Raw genomic sequence first — 16553 nt, forward strand, 5'->3', positions numbered from 1 at the left:
CTCTCCATCGGCTGTAGCTCGCTACGGCGGGCGCCCAAGGTGCAGATAGTGCGAAGCAAGAGGCTAGGAGCCTGTCTCAGTAACCGGCGACCCGCGCAACGTTTCGAGTATCCGCAGTTCGATTACTGATAGAAGCAGTACCAACGGTTGTCGTCGGCGCCTGGTTTTCCGGTAGATGTGGTCCGTCGCGCGTGATTGCCGGTCCGCGTCTCGAATGATGTGGTCTGGCTCTTGCGGTGTGAAGCGATACCACCGCCTGCGGGCTGATGTCCGAGTTCGGCTCCCTGGGTATCGCACCCGTCTGGCGTAGCCTTCGTGACGTGTCCGCCGAGTATGGAGAGCGTGCGTCCCGGCTGCCGGGGGCGGTCGTGTGGACGCGGGGAGCCGTCAGGCGTCCGGGAGTCGACGAGGGGGCGGCTGTCCTGCCCGATGGCTGCATGGATCTGCTGTGGACCGAGGGCAGGCTCCTTGTTGCCGGGCCCGACACCCGCGCGTACCGCCCTGGCCCCGGTGAGCAGGGTCCGTGGGCGGGCGTCCGCTTCTTCCCCGGCACCGCCCCCGCCCTGCTCGGTGTGCCCGCATACGAGCTGCGGGACCGACGTGTGGACCTTGTAGACCTATGGCCCGGTGCCGAGACGCGCCGCCTTACGGAACGCGTCGACGAGGCACCGGACCCGGCCGCTGCCCTCGAAGATCTGGCGCTGCGTCTCGCGGCCGACGCGGATCCCTTCGACCCGCTCCTGCGGGCGGTCGTGGCGTCGCTGACGGCCGGCCGCTCCGTCACGGCGACCGCCGAATCGGTGGGCCTGGGCGCGCGTCACCTCCACCGGCGTTCCCTGACCGCTTTCGGCTACGGCCCCAAGACCCTGGCCCGGATCCTCCGTCTGCAGCGCGCCCTTGCCCTGGCCCGCGCCGGCGTCCCCTTCGCGGAGACGGCGGCACTGGCGGGCTTCGCGGACCAGGCTCATCTGTCGCGCGAGGTGCGGGAGCTGGCGGGAGCGCCGCTGACGGAGCTGGTGGGACGGTAGCTCAAGCGCTGTCGTCCGCGAGCGGCACGAACAAGTCGATGCCGTTGCCGTCCGGGTCGTTCACCACGGCGTACCGCTGGCCCCAGACGGCGTCCCACGGCTTCAGCTCGCCGTGGTACCCGGCGCCGACCAGGTCCTCGTACATGGCGTCAACGTGTGCGGGGCTTGCGCACCGGAACGCCAGCCCCACCCGGCCGCCGCTCGTCGGCGGACGCCACGACGGGTGGAACGAGCGGACGGTGTCCTCGGTGTCGAGAGCAAGGCGTAGCCCGCCCGGCAGTGCGCCCTCGACGTGCGGCTGGTCCTCGGAGCCTTTGGGGAACGCGATCCCAAGGCGCCGGTAAAAGGCGAGCGACGCGGCCAGATCGGAGACGACGATGCCGATGACATCGAATTGGGGTGACAGCTCGGTGTTCATGGCCGGCAGCGTAGGCAGGGGACGGGCATCGGGTCTTGAAGGAAACGGACACCCCTCGACAGACGGTGACTTGGTCGGCGCGCGATGCCGTGCCGACCCCGCGTTCCGGGCCGCTGAGTGGCGCCCGCCCGTGGGACGAAGACCAAGTCGGCTCGGGGCGATGCCCGCGGGCAGTGACCGGATCCCTTGGTGATCACTAAGTTCGTGCCATCGAAGCTTGAGCAGCGTCGGGGCTGCTGGGGGCCGTGTGATCGCGCGCGTAGGCGGATCCTGATCTCGTGTCGTTTGATCTGAAGTCTTTCGGTGTGGCGGGGTTGTTGTCAGACCTGAGTGCGAGCCTGTGGGCATGGGGGCTCGTCTGGAGCCATTCGGATCGTTGTTGGAGGCGGCATGGTGACAGCACAGGATGACGGCTGGGCCGGTATCGGCTGGGACTGGAAGGACTATGACGACATCCGTCGGCGCCTCGACCAGGGTGCCGACCCAGAGGCATGGAGCGGGGGGCGGCCCCTGCACCGTGCGGCGGTGTTCGGCTCTCCGGAGGTTGTCGCGGAGCTGGCACGGCGGGTTGAAGACGTGGACGCGCTGGAGAACGGAGTGACGGCGTTGTGGGAGGCAGTCGTGTCCAGGAAACCGGACAACGCACGGGCTCTCGCTGCCGCCGGGGCCAATCCGTGGCGGCAGTCCATCGGTGGCTGGTCGCCGGGGCGGCTGAGCCTGGCTGGGCCGACACCGGGCCTGTTCGCCGTGCCGGCCGGTGAGCACCTGACCGATGCGGAGCGCGCGGCGGCTGAGGAGGCCATGCGACTCATCGGGGCGCTGGGCAGCCTCCACTACGAGGGCACGGGTCTAGCCTGCGTGGCTGGGATCGACGCGGCCGAAGCGGTACGCCGCCTGAAGGCGACGCCGGTGCAGGACGAGGTTGTCGATGAGGTGCTGGAGGATCCGTATGCGTGCGAGATGGACGAGAGCCTGCATGTCGTCGGTGTGACATCCGTGCCGGGCGGCTGCGTCGTGAGCCAGCCATGGGGGTACGCGCCGACAATGCCGGGCGTGCTGACCCGGCTGTCCGCCGGGACCGTCTGCTACGGCCTGTACGCCAACCCCAAGAGCGGCAACCAGGGTAGCGTCGCCCGCGACGGGTCCATTGAGGACTGGGATCTGAACCCGGGCGGTGGGCTGTACGGGGGCGCCACCTCCGAAGAGGTCCTGGCCTCCTACCTCTACCTGTACAACCCGGTGGCTTTCTCCTGCTCCTTCGTAGGGCTACGCCTGACTGATGCGCGCGCGGTCATTGGGCCCCACGATCTGTGGGTCCAGCTGCCCCAACGCGACTACTGGAGGCAGTCACACTGGTGAGGTCGGCTCCCGCCCTCCATCACCCGCTTGGTCCAACATCGCTGTGACGCACGTTGCTTGACAAACGGCGTGAGGAATCGATGGCACACGCTCAACCTTTGCTGTCACAGGACACCGGACGAGGCCTGATCGTCGACGTACAGCATGGGTCTGGTCGTGCCTGGCCCCCGGCGGTTGCTGCTGTCAGGGCGCTTACTGGCCGTTGTCGCGCCGCCGGCCTTCAGCGAGAGCGAGTGCGAGGTCCGGGTGCCTCCAGTACACCCGGGCCACGCCCTGGCCCTCGCTGGTGTGAAGAGGAGGGGGCGGGATGGGTGGCGCGGACGCAGCGGGGGACCGGGGCACCTCGCCTGGTTGCGTGTCGGCCGGGGCCGCCGCGTTGCTGGTAGCGGCGACGTCAGGCGGGAGGGAGACGCTGGCCTTCCGGTTTGAGGTGCGCGGTATTCCCAATCGTCGGCGTGTTCGCCGGTGATCGGGAAGACCACGTGGCGGGTGACGGAGACGGCGTGGTCGGCGAGCCGTTCGTCGGAGCGGCCGAGCAGGGTGACGTCTACCGCAGTCTCTGCTCCGTGATGCCAGCGGTCGTCCATCAGGTGCTGGAATATCGAGCGGCGCAGTTCGTGGATCCGGTCGTCGTCCCCCAGGGCCCTTCCGGCGCTGCCGCGGTAATTCCGGTATTCACTGCGGCAGCAGCGGAGTCAGGTCTGCACTCGCCGCGTGAAGCGGCGCAGGGCGAGGTAGCTCAGAGCGGCGGTGCCGAGGGTGAGGGCGGTGAGGTAGGCCCAGGTGGGCATGTGGCCGGTGGAGGGCGTGAGGTTGTCGCGGAGGCCCTCGCTCATGTAGACGAGCGGGTTGGCCAGGGTCAGGACCTGGACCCAGCGGATCGGGTGCAGAGCGGTCCACGGGTAGTAGACGCAGCCCAGCATGGTGGCGGCAGCCAGGAGCAGGCCGAGAAGCGGCCCGAAGGCGGAGGCGTCGACCGCGGTTCCGAGCAGCAGCCCGAGGGCGGAGGCGAGCAGCGCGCTGAGTACCAGTGTGGTCAGCAGCAGGGGCCAGTTGTCGATGTGGGCTCGGGGCGCGTTGCCGGGGGCGTGGACGAGCCAGACGATCGGGACGACGACGAGGGTCGAGACGAGGCCGAAGATCGCGGATGAGGTGATCTTCTGCAGGCCCAGGGCCCAGACGGGCAGGGGCGCCAGGGCGCGGTCGGTGATCTCGCGGCCGGGGCCGAGTTCGGCGGCCAGGGGCCCGGTGACGGACATGATGCTCTGCAGGGTGAGGGTGCTGGCGATCAGGCCGGGCAGCAGGATCGTGGAGAACGAGGTCGCGCCGCCCAGCCCGCTGCCGATGCTGGGCATGACGTAGGCGAAGGCGAAGGTGAACAGCAGCGGCTGGAGGCCGACCTGGATGAGCACTGCGGGCAGGCTGCGGCCCAGGACGTGGAGGTCGCGCGTGGTCAGCGCGCGGTAGGCGTGCCAGGCGGCCCGGCGGGACGACAGAGGGCCGGGGGTGGCGGCGAGGGGGTTCGCGGTGGTCATGGCGTGTAGTCACGTCCGGTCAGGGTGAGGAAGGCGGTCTGCAGGCTGGGGGGTGTGGTGGTGGCGTCGCGGACGGTGAGGCCGGCCGCGCTGCCGATTCGCAGCAGCTGGCCCAGGACGCCGTCGGGATGCGTGGTGCGAACCCGTACGGTCGGGCCGTCGACGGCCACGTCGTGGGCGCCGCCGGGGATGCTGTGGAGAGTGTCGGTGGCCGGGGTCGCATCGCCGTCGTAGTGGACGGTGATGACCGTCTGCGCTCCGCTGGACGCCTTGATCGCCCCGGGGGTGTCGCAGGCGAGTAGGTGCCCGTGGTCGATGACGGCCAGGCGCTGGCACAGGGCCTCGGCCTCGTCGAGGTAGTGGGTGGTCAGCACCACGGTCTGGCCGGTCTCGTGGAGGCTTGCGATGATCCGCCAGAGGTCCTCGCGCGCCTGCGGGTCGACGCCCGCGGTGGGTTCGTCGAGGAAGAGCACCTCCGGCAGGTGCATCAGGGCCCGGCCGATCATGACGCGGCGGGCCTGGCCGCCGGAGAGCTGGTGGGTTTTGGCGCCGGCCTTGTCGGCGAGGCCGAACTGCTCCAGCAGTTCGAGCGCGCGGCGGCGGGCAGCTGGGGCGGGCATGCCGAAGTAGCGGCCGCGGAAGGCGAGGTTGTCCGCGACGGTGAGCGCGCGGTCCAGGGTGTTGGCCTGGGAGACCACACCGATGCGGGACTTCACGCCGACCGGGTCGGCACTCACCTCGTACCCGGCGACCCACGCCTTTCCGGCGCTGGGCGCGACCAGGGTGGTGAGCATGCCGATGGTGGTGGACTTGCCGGCGCCGTTGGTGCCGAGCAGGCCGAAGAACTCTCCCTGGTGGACCGTGAGGTCCAGGCCGTCCACGGCGACAAGGCCGCCCTGCGCGCGCGGATAGACCTTACGCAGGCCCTCCGTACGGATGGCTGTCGGGGCGTGGGCCGTGGGGGCGGCCGGGGCGAGGGGCGGTGCGGGGGCGGGGGTTGGATTCATGTGGTTGCTCCAAGGTGCGGATGAGACATCCGTCGGGAGGCGTGCCGGGGGTTATGGGGCGAGGGTGTGGCCGGGCAGGCCGGTGCCGCCCAGGTGGGTCAGCAGCGCGGACAGCCGGCCGATGTCCTCCTTGCTCCACGGGGGCGCGGCGAAGATCTCGGCGGCGATCTGCTCCGCCGTGGCGAGCATGTCGGTCAGACGTGCGCGGCCGGTGTCGGTCAGCGTGGCGTAGGCCACCCGGCCGTCACGGGCGTCCGTCTCGCGCGTCACCAGCCCGATCCGCTCCAGCGGCGCCAGCCCCCGGGTCACCCCGGAGGCAGTCAGACCCAGCGCCTCGGCCAGGTCCACCCGGCGCATCCGGCCGCCGGGCGCCTGCCCCAGACGCAGCAGCATCGTGAAGTCGGCCAGGCTCACCCCGTGCAGCCCTCCCAGACTCGCGTCGAACCGCTTCACCAGGGCCGTCTGGGCCCTCACGAGACGCAGCGACGCGTCCAACGCATCACTCATTGCCACCTCCTTGACTGCTCAAGCATATCAGGAGCTTGAGTAGTCAAGGATTTGTTTAGTTGATGACCCGGACGGAGCCGGGCGTCTCGCCGCGTCCGCTGGAGTGGAAGCCCGTGCGATCGCGGATGGTCACGGTCACGTCGAGGTGACATTCCCCACGCCACAGGCGACTACGCAGTCAGGTTGTGTACAGGTTGGTCGAGCCAACCTCGTTGCATGACAACGACAAGCGAGGTACGCACGCGCAGCCGGCGGCTCCTGCTGAACAAGGTTCCCGAGGTCACCATCTGGTTCTGGGTGATCAAGATCCTGTGCACGACCGTCGGTGAGAGTTTCGCCGACTGGATCAATACGCAGCTGGGCGTCGGCCTGGTGAACACGGCCTGGATCTTCACCGCGGTCTTCGTGGTGGTTCTGGGCGTCCAGCTGCGGCTGAAGCGGTACGTCCCATTCCCGTACTGGCTCACCGTGGTCGTTGTCAGCGTCACGGGCACGCTGTACACCGACATCTTGACCGACCAGCTCAACGTGCCGCTGTGGATCAGCTCCGCCGTGTTCTCGGTCCTGCTCGCTGTGGTCTTCGGCGTGTGGTGGCTGCGCGAGCGCACCCTCTCGATCCACTCGGTCACGACGCTGCCGCGTGAGTCGTTCTACTGGCTCACCGTCCTCGTCACCTTCGCGCTCGGCACCGCGACCGGCGACTGGACCCTCGAACTCACCGGCTGGAGCCCGGGAGTCTCAGTCCTGTTGCCGCTCGGCCTCATCGTGGCGATCACGCTGTTGTGGAAGTTCGGCGCGAACCCGGTGCTGTCCTTCTGGCTCACCTACATCTTGACCCGCCCGCTGGGCGCCAACATCGGCGACTGGCTCGCCTCCCCGAAGGTCGCTCAGAACCCGGGCGACCCCACCGGTCTTGCGCTGGGCACCTTCACCACCAGTCTGATCTTCCTCGGCCTGATCCTGGCGACTGTCATCTACCTGACGGTGACGCGCTCCGACGTGACCGAGACCTACGAGGCCACGCACGCCCCGCAGGTCACCGCCAGCCCGCGCCGGGAGCGCATCGCGCTGGCCGGCTTCGGCCTTCTCGCCGTCGCCACCGGAGGCCTGCTGGTCTGGGCTCACAGCCAACCGCACGTCGGCCCGGCGCCGGAGACCGACACCACCTCCACCGTTCAACTCGCCCCTGGCCAGGCCGTGAAGAACTTCCCGCCCGCGAAGGTCGACGCACTGAGGGCACTCGCATCGACTTCGCTCAAGGACACACGGTCGGGGAACGCGACCGGGGCCCACGCCGCTGCCCAGTCCCTGCGTGATCTCTGGGATGCCGACCAGGCCTCGCTGCAGCCGCTGGACAACACCGGCTGGACGTCCGTCGACGCCCAGATGGACCGCGTCCTGAAGACCTTCGGCATCGACCACCCGAACCCGCCGATGTCGCCGGCACAACAGGAAGCTGAACTCAACACCCTCCTCGCGGCTCTGCGCTGACAGACTTGATCGGCACCGGGATCGCAGTCGCCGTCGGCGCGATATGTCTGGCTGTTCACGCGAGAACGGGTTGTGGCACAGCTTCCGTGCAGCGGTCACTCTGAGTGACGACTGAGCCTCTCAGGGCGGCATCCAGCCTGGCTGCCTGGCTCGCCCAGCGGCAAGGCGTCGAGGTCGTCTGCCGGGACCGAGCGCCATTCTTCGCTGAAGGCGCCACAGCCGGAGCGCCGCAGGCGGTCCAGGTCGCGGAGCGGTGGCATCTCTGGCACAACCTGACCGAGGCCGCTGAGCGAAGCGTCGCCCAGCACCGCCGCTGCCTGAGCATTCTGACTCCCGCAGCACCTCAACCCGCGCGCCGTAGGTGTGGCCGCCGCGCTCGCCCTTGGCCATGGATTCCGGCGGCAATGCGCAGTGTCTGGCCCCGCGGCTATCGGAGGCCATCTCGTTTACGCTCCCTGCGCCGCAGTGCGCGACGCTGCTTTCCTGGCAGGGTGGAGGCCAACTCGCCCACCAGGGAGACGGCGTGGCAATCGCGGTCCCGGCTGCCCCGGCACCACCACACCGGTGGGCCGGCCGCGTCCGTTTCGCCCTGGTCCCAGTTGTCAGTGGTCCCTGCGGGACGAGGGTGCATTCCGATCTTGTGTTCCGAGCAGATCGGCCAGACCCGCCAGAGCAACTCCATGATGGTCGACTGCGCCGCATCTGCGACCACAGTCAGGACCGTCGTCGCATCGTCCGGCTCTGGCGGGTCACCCTCCTCCAGGTCGCGCGCATTCACCGAATTGCCGTGCCAACGGCCGTCGGGCATCGCCACGTAGACCTGACCCCTGTCGATTCCGCTCGGGGGCAAAGGCTGCCAGGGCGGGTCAACCATCAGAATCAGTGCTTCCTGATCCGGCAGGGTCGCCATCACGTCGCGATTGACCACAGCGAGTGCGGCCTCCAACTTCGGCCACTGACCGGGCTCGGCCGGCCTGGGCTCCGGGAGACGCTGCCGATCATGACCAGGACCGATGCTGGAATTCGAGAAGTAGTTCACCGGGGCATCGTCTCAGTCACCCCGTCTTTCAACGTTGACGGAGGGTGAAATCAGCTCAGGTCTCTGGCCGGCGGGGGTGTGTGGGTTCCAGGCCGAGGAGGTCGAGCGGGTGGAGTTGGATGCCGCGGGTGATGGCGATGACGGGTGGATCGGTGGCGCTGCCGACCCGTGGTCGCAGGTCGGACAGGTGGTAGAGGATCATTCTGCCGGTGGGTCGCACCCACGCCAGCTCGGCAGTGATCAAGTGGGCGCCGGAGGGGAAGGGGGGTGGTCGCCGGGGAGCATCCGGCCGTGGCACACGGGCCGGTCCCGAGGGACCGGCCCGTGTGGTCTTCACGCTGACGGGGTCACGAGCTCTTCTTCAGCGTGAAGTTGCCGATCGTCGTCTCTCCCTTCTTGAGCTTCACCGTGGTGGTCACCGGCTTGTAGTCGTCCTTCGACACGATCACGGTGACCGGGTTGAGACGGGTGTCGAACCACAGGGCGTAGGTGCCGTCCTTGGCCGTCCGCAGGGTGTGGCTTGTCCCGGCGGAGTTGATCTGGATGGTCGCTCCGGCCAGCGGAGCGGTGCCCCCCTTGCCGTCCTCGCCGAGCACGGTGCCGGTGTACTTGCCCCAGTCCTTGGGCGGTTGCACGGTCATCGTCACGTCGATCGGTGCCACGGGCGGGGTGTCCGCCTTGATGCCCAGCTGGGCGGTGTACTTGCCGGGCTGCTGCACGCCCGCCGCCGTGGAGGCCTCAAACGTCACGTTCACCGTGATGCTCTGCCCGGGCTGCAGCGTCGCCGAGGTCGGGGACACGGACAGCCACGGGACGTCGGTGACAGTGGCGCACTGGTCGAAACCGGGCAGCAGTTCGCTGTCCGGCGTCGGGGTGAAGCCGCCGGTCGAGCCACCGACCTTGACGAACCCGCACGCCGCACCCGCCCGGTAGCGGGCGAAGTTGGCGTTGGGCAGCGCCGACCAGGTGTTGGCCGCCGGGTCGTACGCCCAGCCCTGGTTGGTGACCGTGGTGGAGTTGTTGATGACACCGGTGGAGACCAACAGCAGGCCGTTCGCGCTGTCCGCGGCCACCCCCCAGAAGTCGACGGGCAGGTCGGCCATCTGGGTCCAGGCGTTCGCGCCCGGGTTGTAGGCGTACGTGCTCTTCAGCGTCGTCGACCCGTTGCCGCCGGCGCAGTAGAGCGTGCCGTCGATCCCGCCGCAGCCCTGCCACGCGACCGCGACCGGGTACGCGGCGACCGTGGTGAACGTGTCGGCCCCCGGGTTGTACCGGACGGTCACGTTGGACTTGTTGCAGTTTCCGTCCACGCAGCCGCCGACCAGGTAGATCTGGCCGTCGACCACCCCGATGCCGGGCGCGGCCCGCGGAGCGGGGTTGGTGCTGGCCCGGGTCTCCCACGCGTTGGTACCGGGGTCGTAGGCATAGACCTTTGCCGACGTGTTGCCCGCCGAGTTCCAGCCACCGAAGACGTAGAGCTTGCCGTCGACGAACGTCGCTGCCGGCTTCTCCAGGGCCGCCGGCATGTCGGCGATCTTCGTCCAGGTGTTCGCCGGTGGGTCGTACACGTAGCTGTTGGCGAGGTTGGCGGCGCCGTCGGTTCCGCCGACCGAGTACACCTTTCCGTCGTAGGCGGCCACGGCGTTGTCCATGACCTTGATGGGGTAGTTGGCCGTGTTGATCCACGGCGGCGCGTACGGGGTCGGCTCCAGGACGTCACCGGGCTGGCTGTCACCCCGCCAGGCGGGCGATACGCCGCCCCCCTTGACCCGGAGGTTCTGCAGGCGCGCGCCATGCGTACCGAGGATGTCGGAGTTGCCGGCCCGCTCGGACAGCTCGAACGTGGCCGGTGCGGTGCCGTCGTTGCGGATTGTCGTCGTCGCCGTCTTGGTCTGGCCCAGCGTCAGGCTGCCCTCCACCGATGGCGTGGTGATGGTCAGCCGGCCCGCCTTGAGCGCGAAGTCCGCCCGCGTGGCCCGGTCAGCCGCCACATCTATCGTGGATGTGACCGATTTGTACTGTGCTTTCGCTGCGGTGAACGGGTGGTTTCCGGTCAGGGTCGAGAACATCCAGTAGAAGCCGTCGCCGAGTTTGGCGTCGTCCGGAGTCGGTCCGGTCACCGCCTTCTCCGCCGGCTTGTCCTCACTGGTCACTGTCGCATCGTTGACCCCGGCGCTGGTGTTGCCGTCCAGCACCCGGCCGACCACCAGACCACCCGGGATCGGGTCGCAGGACCGGTTGACGATCGACACGTTGTCCAGCTCCCACCACCATGCGTAGGTGGCCTGGTAGTGGAACCGGATCCGCACGTCGGACTTCCCGGCCGCCTGCGGCACCGGGATCTCCTCCAGCACCGGACCACGCCGGCTGGTGCTGGTCCAGTGCGACACGTTCTTCCAGGTCGTGCCGTCGTCAACGCTCACGTCGACGTCGGCGAACCCGCCGAGTGCCCGGTAGTCGCTGTTGAACCGCAGCACCGGTGCCGGTACGGCGGACAGGTCCATCGCCGGGGTGATCAGCGCGGTGTCCACCGGCTTGCCGGAACCAGCGTTGTCACTGTCCGCGATGGCGTACTTGCCGCTGCCGCCGGTGAGGTTGCCCCGGTTCCTCGGGTCGGCGAAGCTCCAGCCGCCGTTGGGGGTGGTGTTCTCCACGCTCCAGCCGGCCGGAGTGTCCCCGGACTCGAACTGCTCGGCGACGACCGGATCGCCGTAGCCGGTCTTGTACCCGGTGGCGTCGCAGGAGGTCTCGACCGCCAGGTCGAAGTTCCGCACCAGGTCGCTGCCACTGACGGTGACCTGTGCCGTGCCTTGTTGGTAAGACGGGTACATCGGCTTGACCGTCAGGCCGTACTCGGCCCCCTGCGGCAGATCGATGCTGTACGCGCCGGTCGCCGGGTCGGTGAAGACCGGGCCGCCTGGCTTGCCGGCCACGTCGATGCGCGCGTAGAGCGGCCAGCCATGCCCGGAGCCGTCCTTCACCACGCCGCTTACCTTGCGCAGCGGAACCGGGTCGAGCGTGAAGTTCGCCGTCACCGCTCCACCGTCCGGCACGGTCACCGTCTCGGTCTTCGACGCGTAGCCGAATGCCGAAGCGGTCACCTCGTGCTGACCAGCGGGCAGGGTCAGCTTGTACGCGCCCTGGTCGTCGGTAATGGTGCCGCTACCGCCGACGCGCACCGTCGCACCGGCGATCGCGCCGCCGCCGGACTTGGTGACCTTGCCGGTCACCTCACCCCGCGGGCCGTTCACGCAGTTGGGGAACTTCATCGCACCGATGCGGGTCTGCCAGTTGGCGGAGCTGGTCTGGGACAGGTACTCGGAGGTGAACCAGAACGTGCAACCGTCCGTCGGGTCCACCGACATCGAGCTGTAGTCGCCCCAGCGGGCCGCCGAGTGGGTCTGTGAGCCGGTCCCGGCGATCAGGGTCCGCTCGCTCTGCCCCAGTTCGCCCAGCGGGTCACCGGAGAGTCGCCCGGCCACCCGGATCGATGGGAAGGACGTGCTGCCCGATGACGAGTAGCCGATGGCCATGTTGCCGCTGACGTCCATGGCCGCGCTGCCCATCCACCGGTGCTCGCCGTCCGGCGCATAGGTGCCCTGCTGATGGATGGCCCAATTGGTGGGCGAGTTGCTGCGCAGTTCGTACCACCGTAGGCCGGCGTGGTCGCCGCCGACATCCACGGTGTGGTTGAGCACCATGGAGGCGTGGTCGCCGAAGTTGCGGTAGGCCGCCCGGTACATCATCCGGTCGGAGATCGCGTCCAGCCGCGCCGAGGTGTCCTTCTGCGGAATGCAGGACCGGGCGCCGTTGCACATGTTCGAGTCGAACGGTGCGGTCTCCAGGAACCGGTTCGGGGCCAGGTTGTTGCCGAAGGTGGAGTTCGCCGGGTTGGTCCAGTCGACGTGGAAGTCCCACATCAGCAGCCGGTCGGTGGGCGAGGTGCCCCAGGCGTCGTCGTCGAACATGACGAACGGGTTGGGTGCCCCGGCCGGCGGCGCCTGACCCTCTGCGTCTGCGGGCAGCAGGCCGCCGAAGTCCGGACCGAGGTGGTAGTACACCATCCGGGCCGGCTGGCCGGCGAGCATCTTCTCCCGTTCGAAGGCCACCGCTCCGGCGCCGACAAAGGACGGCGCGAACTCGTTGGTGGTCATGTAGTAGGCGTCCGGCCAGATCCCGTACTTCGGGTAGTCGTTCATGCGGGTCTGGTGGTAGAGGAAGTCGTACCGGTAGAAGGCCCCGGTCGGGTCCGGAGTCTGCGAGATCGCCATGCACTGGTGGTTGCCGGCGGATCCGCCCGGCAGGGCGAACTGGGTGATCATCCAACGATCGGCGGTCTCGTCGTAGAGGACCACCGGGTCGCCGTCGTTCCTGGTCTCGCACGGTCCGCCGAAGCCGGCGAAGACCGCATTGCCCGGTAGTGGCCCGAGCAGTTTGTTGCCGTTCTTGTCGAACACGGCGTAGTGCAGGTTGACCATCTGGACGTAGTGGTTGGGGCCGACATCGCCGTTGGTGTCCGGCGGAAGCACCCCGTCGACGTTGCCGACGCCCTCGAAGTTGGCCTTGAACTCGGGTACCTGGCTGGCGGTGAAGCCACCCTGGACCTTGCTGCTGCCCTCCTTCGCGGACGGGTTGACGGCGGCGCGCTCCAGCGAACGGGCCGGCTGCGCGGAGGGCTTGGCGCTGCTGCGCTTGGTACCGCCAGGCTTCGCGGAGATGTCACGCAGCTTGGGGGAGAGGTCGTGTTGCAGCGCGTCGCGTACGTCCGCCTTCGCGGCCGGCTTGGCTGCGGGTGCGGTGGGCGCGGTGTCGTCGGGCTTCGCCGTGGCTGGTAGGCCACCGACGAGCAGGGCCAACATGGCCAGGACTGCCACCAGTCCCGCTCGTAGCGTTCTTCGTCGTGTACGTCGCATGGGACATTTCCTCCTTGCCGAGGCAAACCAGGGATGTCTCAGACCACGTGGGGGGTTTGTGCTACTGGGGTTCGTATGTGTCGTCCGGGCCGGTCCCGGATGACGTGTCCGCAACAGTAAAGAGAACGTGACGCCTGCTGAGTAGAGTGATTTCCGGACATGCGTGGAGCCAGAGCTCGGACTCATCTGCCTCAGTCGTTGACAGCCGCCACGCGGTGAGGGCGAGCCTGGCCCGTATCAGCCCGGCGCGGAATCGATCACCATGTCGCCGGCCTGCTCAGGGACCACGGTGACGATCAGATGCGGTGTGGTGCGAGCCGCCAGGGCGTCGACCAGGTCCTCTTCGATATCGGCGAGGTGCTGCTCCCGCTCGGCGGCTGCGGTGAACCGTGCCCTGTAGGCGGTGGCGACGTCGGTTCCGGCCAGCCACTCGGTTCTGCCGCCGCCGCGCCTGGGGTAGCGCAGAACGTCTTTGGACGGCCTGCTCGCATGAGCTCGGCGATGGTTCGGTAGTCCAGTTCGTCGAGCCGTCGGCCGAACAAGGCCTTGATTCTGCCCAGTTGCGTCACCATGCGCAGACCTGGCTTTGTTCACGAGAACCGACAGCACCTGTACACGAGATTGGGAGGCGTCGGCGGCGCGTCATGTTCGATGTTGATGAGGAACGATAGCGCCCCCAGCGCGCCTCGCCGTCGCAGAGCCTGACCTCGGGAAGCCGCGATGAAGGGCACCGCACGGGCGCCCGGATGCAGGCGTCCGCACTCTTGGCACGTGAGCCAGACGTCACTCTCTGTGCTCGCTTCGTCGAACTGGTGGGCGGGGGTTCTGATAGCCTGCTGCGATCTTGGAAATGGGACCCCGTCGGTGTCCGCTGGCGGTCCGGCTACCGCGCGGTCGCTGCCCTTGACGGGGCGGTATCTCGTCGCGAGCGAGAGGAACCCTGGTGCCCACCGGCCTGGCAGGGTTCGGTCCTGGCAGTCCACTTGGAGGGCGTTCGGCGTGCTGTTGGCGGCTCGGTACCAGATCGAGGAGCTTCTCGGCCGAGGGGGGATGGGGGAGGTCTGGCGCGCGCGAGACGAGGTCCTTGGCCGTCCGGTCGCGGTCAAGCTGCTCCTGGCCGGCGGCATCGACCCGTCGGCCGCGGCCCGCTTCCGGCAGGAGGCGCAGACGACCGCTCGCCTGAGCCACCCCAACATCGTCGCCATTTACGACTTCGGCCAGGCCGACGACCGTCTGTACCTGGTCATGGAAATGGTCCAGGGGCGCAGCCTGGCCGACCAGTTGGCTTCGGCGGGTGCGCTCACGCCCCGCGAGGTGGCCGCCATCGGGGGCCAGACCGCCTCAGGCCTGGCCGCCGCACACCGGCAGAACGTCATCCACCGCGACATCAAGCCCGCCAACCTTCTGATTGCCCCCGACGGCACGGTCAAGGTGGTGGACTTCGGTATCGCCCGCCTCGCCGACGACACGGCGGCAGGGCTCACCAGCGCGGGCATGATCGTGGGAACCGTCTCCTACCTCGCTCCGGAACGAGCCCTCGGAACCGACGCCGGCCCGGCCTCCGACATGTACGCGCTCGGCTGCGTCCTGTACGAGCTCCTTGTGGGGCACCCGCCCTTCCGCGCGGACACCCCGACCGCACTGCTCTACCAGCACGTCCAGGAGCTGCCCGCACCGCCGCGCAGTATGGGGGCAGAGCTTCCGGTGGAGCTCGAACAACTCGTCCTGGCGCTGCTCGCCAAGGAACCGGAAGCGCGCCCCGGCGCCGAACAGGTCGCGGACTGGCTGTCCGCTGCGGGAAGGTCGAGCGCGGCCGCGATGGCGCAGCCCACACCACCGCCGTCCTCACGACCGGCCGCCGCGGTGGGACGCACGGCCGTGCTGCCGGCTCCTGCCACACGACGATCCAGCAGGCGTGACTCCCGCTCGCGCACGGCAGCGATCTCGGGACTCGCAGCGGCTGCCCTCGCGACCGTGGGATACCTCCTCTTCCAGCCGGACTCCGCTGCCGACTCCCCTTCCGCGACCCAGGGAGCGACGTCGTCAACCACCGCCTCTGCTTCCTCGTCGCCTTCTGCTTCGCCTTCGCCGAGCCCGTCCGCTGCCGTCGACACACCCGCAGCGTTGTCGAACGACCCCGGGGTGCTGCTCGCCCAGGTGTCTCAGGAACTGAGCACTGCCGCCGGCGAGGGTCGGCTCGACCCGCACCTCGCCGACGATCTGGAACACAAGGTCTCCCAAGCCCAGGACAAGCTGGCTGAGGGCGGACGGAAAGGGAAGGACAAGACCAAGGACGTACGCAAACGGGTCCGCGACATCCGGCACGAACTCGCCGAGGCCGAGGAGGACCAGGAGTTCACCAGTACCCCTGAGTTCGACCGGCTCCTCGATCACCTCGCGTCCCTGGTCGGGGAAACCGACTAGGCGATCAGGTCTGGGCGCGGCCCGAACGCTCTGCCGCACCGGGGGTGGAGATCGGCCAGCGGGCGGCGTCCTCGGTCGTCCGCAGGGTGCGGGCGGCCTTGTCGGGGTCTCGGTGTCCGGTCCAGCCGCAATCTCCGCCATCGAAGACCTCCACCATGTGCGCCCCGGCTTCGTGGGCAAGGTCGAGGGCGCCGGCGTTGTAGGTCACCGCCGACTTCGTCAACGTCGCGGTCTTGGCCCACGCCCTGACCGGGTCCCGGGCGCCGTTGCGGTAGACGGTGGTGGTCAGTTGGTGTTCGGCGGCGGGGCGTCCCGCCAGGGTCTGCGCTGCTTGGCGGCCCGTCGGTTGGCACACACGACCTCTATGAGCGTCGTCTTTCCGAAGCCGCTCGCTCCTTCCAACGCGGTGATGATGCCAACGGCCTGATCGTGCCGCGAGCACACCGCCGCAAATGACCAGAGCGAGCGCGGCCAGGCAGTCACACTCCAGGGCGACTGAACTGGACGGGCGGGCCATCGACACGGGAACACTGCGGCGTCAGGGGCTCCTGAACAGCTCGGTGATTCGACACCAATGAGCTGTTCAGGAGGCCCCGCTCGCATGCGTCAAGCGCCCCGCGACCACCCGAACGGGACTGCCGTTCGACGCACATCTCTCAAGATCGGAAAGACAACAGCTTCTAAGCTTGATTTTTATCCCCGCTGCTGTTTCAGGCGGACGTGTTCGGTGAGGGTTTTGGTCGACCTTCAGCCGGATCAACGTGCCGTGGATCAGGGGGAGTTCTCCGCAGTGGTCGAGCCAGGGGCCGCGGGCCTGCAGACGGGGGTGCAT

Annotated in this window: 13 protein-coding genes and 2 pseudogenes; 5 read left to right on the plus strand and 10 right to left on the minus strand. The window is 68.7% G+C overall.

Annotation, left to right across the window (positions count from 1 at the left end; translation table 11 throughout):
* Window positions 1-320: 320 nt before the first annotated feature.
* On the plus strand, window positions 321-1028 hold the full coding sequence (locus tag ABZ818_RS32340) for a helix-turn-helix domain-containing protein (RefSeq protein WP_361422510.1): 708 nt from the start codon (window positions 321-323) through the stop codon (window positions 1026-1028).
* A gap of 1 nt (window position 1029) precedes the next feature.
* Here the strand turns inward: ABZ818_RS32340 and ABZ818_RS32345 are convergent, their stop codons facing one another.
* A complete protein-coding gene (locus tag ABZ818_RS32345; protein ID WP_361422546.1) occupies window positions 1030-1434 on the minus strand; it encodes a VOC family protein in 405 nt (134 codons plus the stop codon).
* A 402-nt stretch (window positions 1435-1836) separates the two neighbouring features.
* On the opposite strand from ABZ818_RS32345, the gene ABZ818_RS32350 reads away from it, so the two are divergent.
* A complete protein-coding gene (locus ABZ818_RS32350) occupies window positions 1837-2805 on the plus strand; it encodes an ankyrin repeat domain-containing protein (RefSeq protein ID WP_361422513.1) in 969 nt (322 codons plus the stop codon).
* A 446-nt stretch (window positions 2806-3251) separates the two neighbouring features.
* On the opposite strand, the pseudogene ABZ818_RS32355 reads toward ABZ818_RS32350, so the two are convergent.
* The 4 genes and pseudogenes from ABZ818_RS32355 to ABZ818_RS32370 all read right to left on the minus strand — a co-directional run.
* A pseudogene (locus ABZ818_RS32355) lies at window positions 3252-3440 on the minus strand (phosphate transport system regulatory protein PhoU); the annotation flags it as partial.
* Window positions 3441-3500: 60 nt separating this feature from the next.
* On the minus strand, window positions 3501-4340 hold the full coding sequence (locus ABZ818_RS32360; RefSeq protein ID WP_361422516.1) for an ABC transporter permease: 840 nt from the start codon (window positions 4338-4340) through the stop codon (window positions 3501-3503).
* Window positions 4337-5347 (minus strand): ATP-binding cassette domain-containing protein, encoded by a 1011-nt coding sequence (locus tag ABZ818_RS32365; RefSeq protein WP_361422519.1) that lies wholly within the window; start codon window positions 5345-5347, stop codon window positions 4337-4339. The genes ABZ818_RS32360 and ABZ818_RS32365 overlap by 4 nt, the downstream gene beginning before the upstream one ends.
* A gap of 51 nt (window positions 5348-5398) precedes the next feature.
* Window positions 5399-5854, minus strand: a complete 456-nt coding sequence (locus ABZ818_RS32370; RefSeq protein WP_361422522.1) for a MarR family transcriptional regulator — start codon at window positions 5852-5854, stop codon at window positions 5399-5401.
* Between the two features lie 216 nt (window positions 5855-6070).
* Between ABZ818_RS32370 and ABZ818_RS32375 the strand changes: the two genes are divergently transcribed.
* Window positions 6071-7345 carry a hypothetical protein gene (locus ABZ818_RS32375; protein WP_361422525.1) on the plus strand — a complete coding sequence of 425 codons (1275 nt, stop codon included), beginning with the start codon at window positions 6071-6073 and terminating at the stop codon, window positions 7343-7345.
* A gap of 104 nt (window positions 7346-7449) precedes the next feature.
* Window positions 7450-7647 (plus strand): annotated as a pseudogene (locus tag ABZ818_RS32380) (transposase); the annotation flags it as partial.
* 125 nt (window positions 7648-7772) lie between these two features.
* Here the strand turns inward: ABZ818_RS32380 and ABZ818_RS32385 are convergent.
* The 4 genes from ABZ818_RS32385 to ABZ818_RS32400 all read right to left on the minus strand — a co-directional run bounded on the left by ABZ818_RS32385 (window position 7773) and on the right by ABZ818_RS32400 (window position 13906).
* Complete coding sequence (locus ABZ818_RS32385) at window positions 7773-8384, minus strand: hypothetical protein (RefSeq protein ID WP_361422528.1); 612 nt, start codon at window positions 8382-8384, stop codon at window positions 7773-7775.
* 55 nt (window positions 8385-8439) lie between these two features.
* Complete coding sequence (locus ABZ818_RS32390; RefSeq protein ID WP_361422531.1) at window positions 8440-8586, minus strand: hypothetical protein; 147 nt, start codon at window positions 8584-8586, stop codon at window positions 8440-8442.
* A 145-nt stretch (window positions 8587-8731) separates the two neighbouring features.
* Complete coding sequence (locus ABZ818_RS32395; RefSeq protein ID WP_361422534.1) at window positions 8732-13297, minus strand: carboxypeptidase regulatory-like domain-containing protein; 4566 nt, start codon at window positions 13295-13297, stop codon at window positions 8732-8734.
* A gap of 237 nt (window positions 13298-13534) precedes the next feature.
* On the minus strand, window positions 13535-13906 hold the full coding sequence (locus tag ABZ818_RS32400; RefSeq protein WP_361422537.1) for a hypothetical protein: 372 nt from the start codon (window positions 13904-13906) through the stop codon (window positions 13535-13537).
* A 390-nt stretch (window positions 13907-14296) separates the two neighbouring features.
* On the opposite strand from ABZ818_RS32400, the gene ABZ818_RS32405 reads away from it, so the two are divergent.
* Complete coding sequence (locus tag ABZ818_RS32405; protein ID WP_361422540.1) at window positions 14297-15721, plus strand: serine/threonine-protein kinase; 1425 nt, start codon at window positions 14297-14299, stop codon at window positions 15719-15721.
* Between the two features lie 4 nt (window positions 15722-15725).
* Here the strand turns inward: ABZ818_RS32405 and ABZ818_RS32410 are convergent, their stop codons facing one another.
* On the minus strand, window positions 15726-16076 hold the full coding sequence (locus ABZ818_RS32410; protein WP_361422543.1) for a hypothetical protein: 351 nt from the start codon (window positions 16074-16076) through the stop codon (window positions 15726-15728).
* Between the last annotated feature and the right edge of the window lie 477 nt (window positions 16077-16553).

Origin of the sequence: Streptomyces sp. NPDC047453, assembly GCF_040643155.1 — a bacterium.
GTDB lineage: Bacteria > Actinomycetota > Actinomycetes > Streptomycetales > Streptomycetaceae > Streptomyces.

Coding starts and splice junctions, on each gene's coding strand:
- ABZ818_RS32350 (WP_361422513.1), top strand. CDS start 1,837: ATGGTGACAGCACAGGATGACGGCTGGGCCGGTATCGGCTGGGACTGG.
- ABZ818_RS32360 (WP_361422516.1), bottom strand. CDS start 4,340: ATGACCACCGCGAACCCCCTCGCCGCCACCCCCGGCCCTCTGTCGTCC.
- ABZ818_RS32365 (WP_361422519.1), bottom strand. CDS start 5,347: ATGAATCCAACCCCCGCCCCCGCACCGCCCCTCGCCCCGGCCGCCCCC.
- ABZ818_RS32370 (WP_361422522.1), bottom strand. CDS start 5,854: ATGAGTGATGCGTTGGACGCGTCGCTGCGTCTCGTGAGGGCCCAGACG.
- ABZ818_RS32375 (WP_361422525.1), top strand. CDS start 6,071: ATGACAACGACAAGCGAGGTACGCACGCGCAGCCGGCGGCTCCTGCTG.
- ABZ818_RS32390 (WP_361422531.1), bottom strand. CDS start 8,586: ATGATCCTCTACCACCTGTCCGACCTGCGACCACGGGTCGGCAGCGCC.
- ABZ818_RS32395 (WP_361422534.1), bottom strand. CDS start 13,297: ATGCGACGTACACGACGAAGAACGCTACGAGCGGGACTGGTGGCAGTC.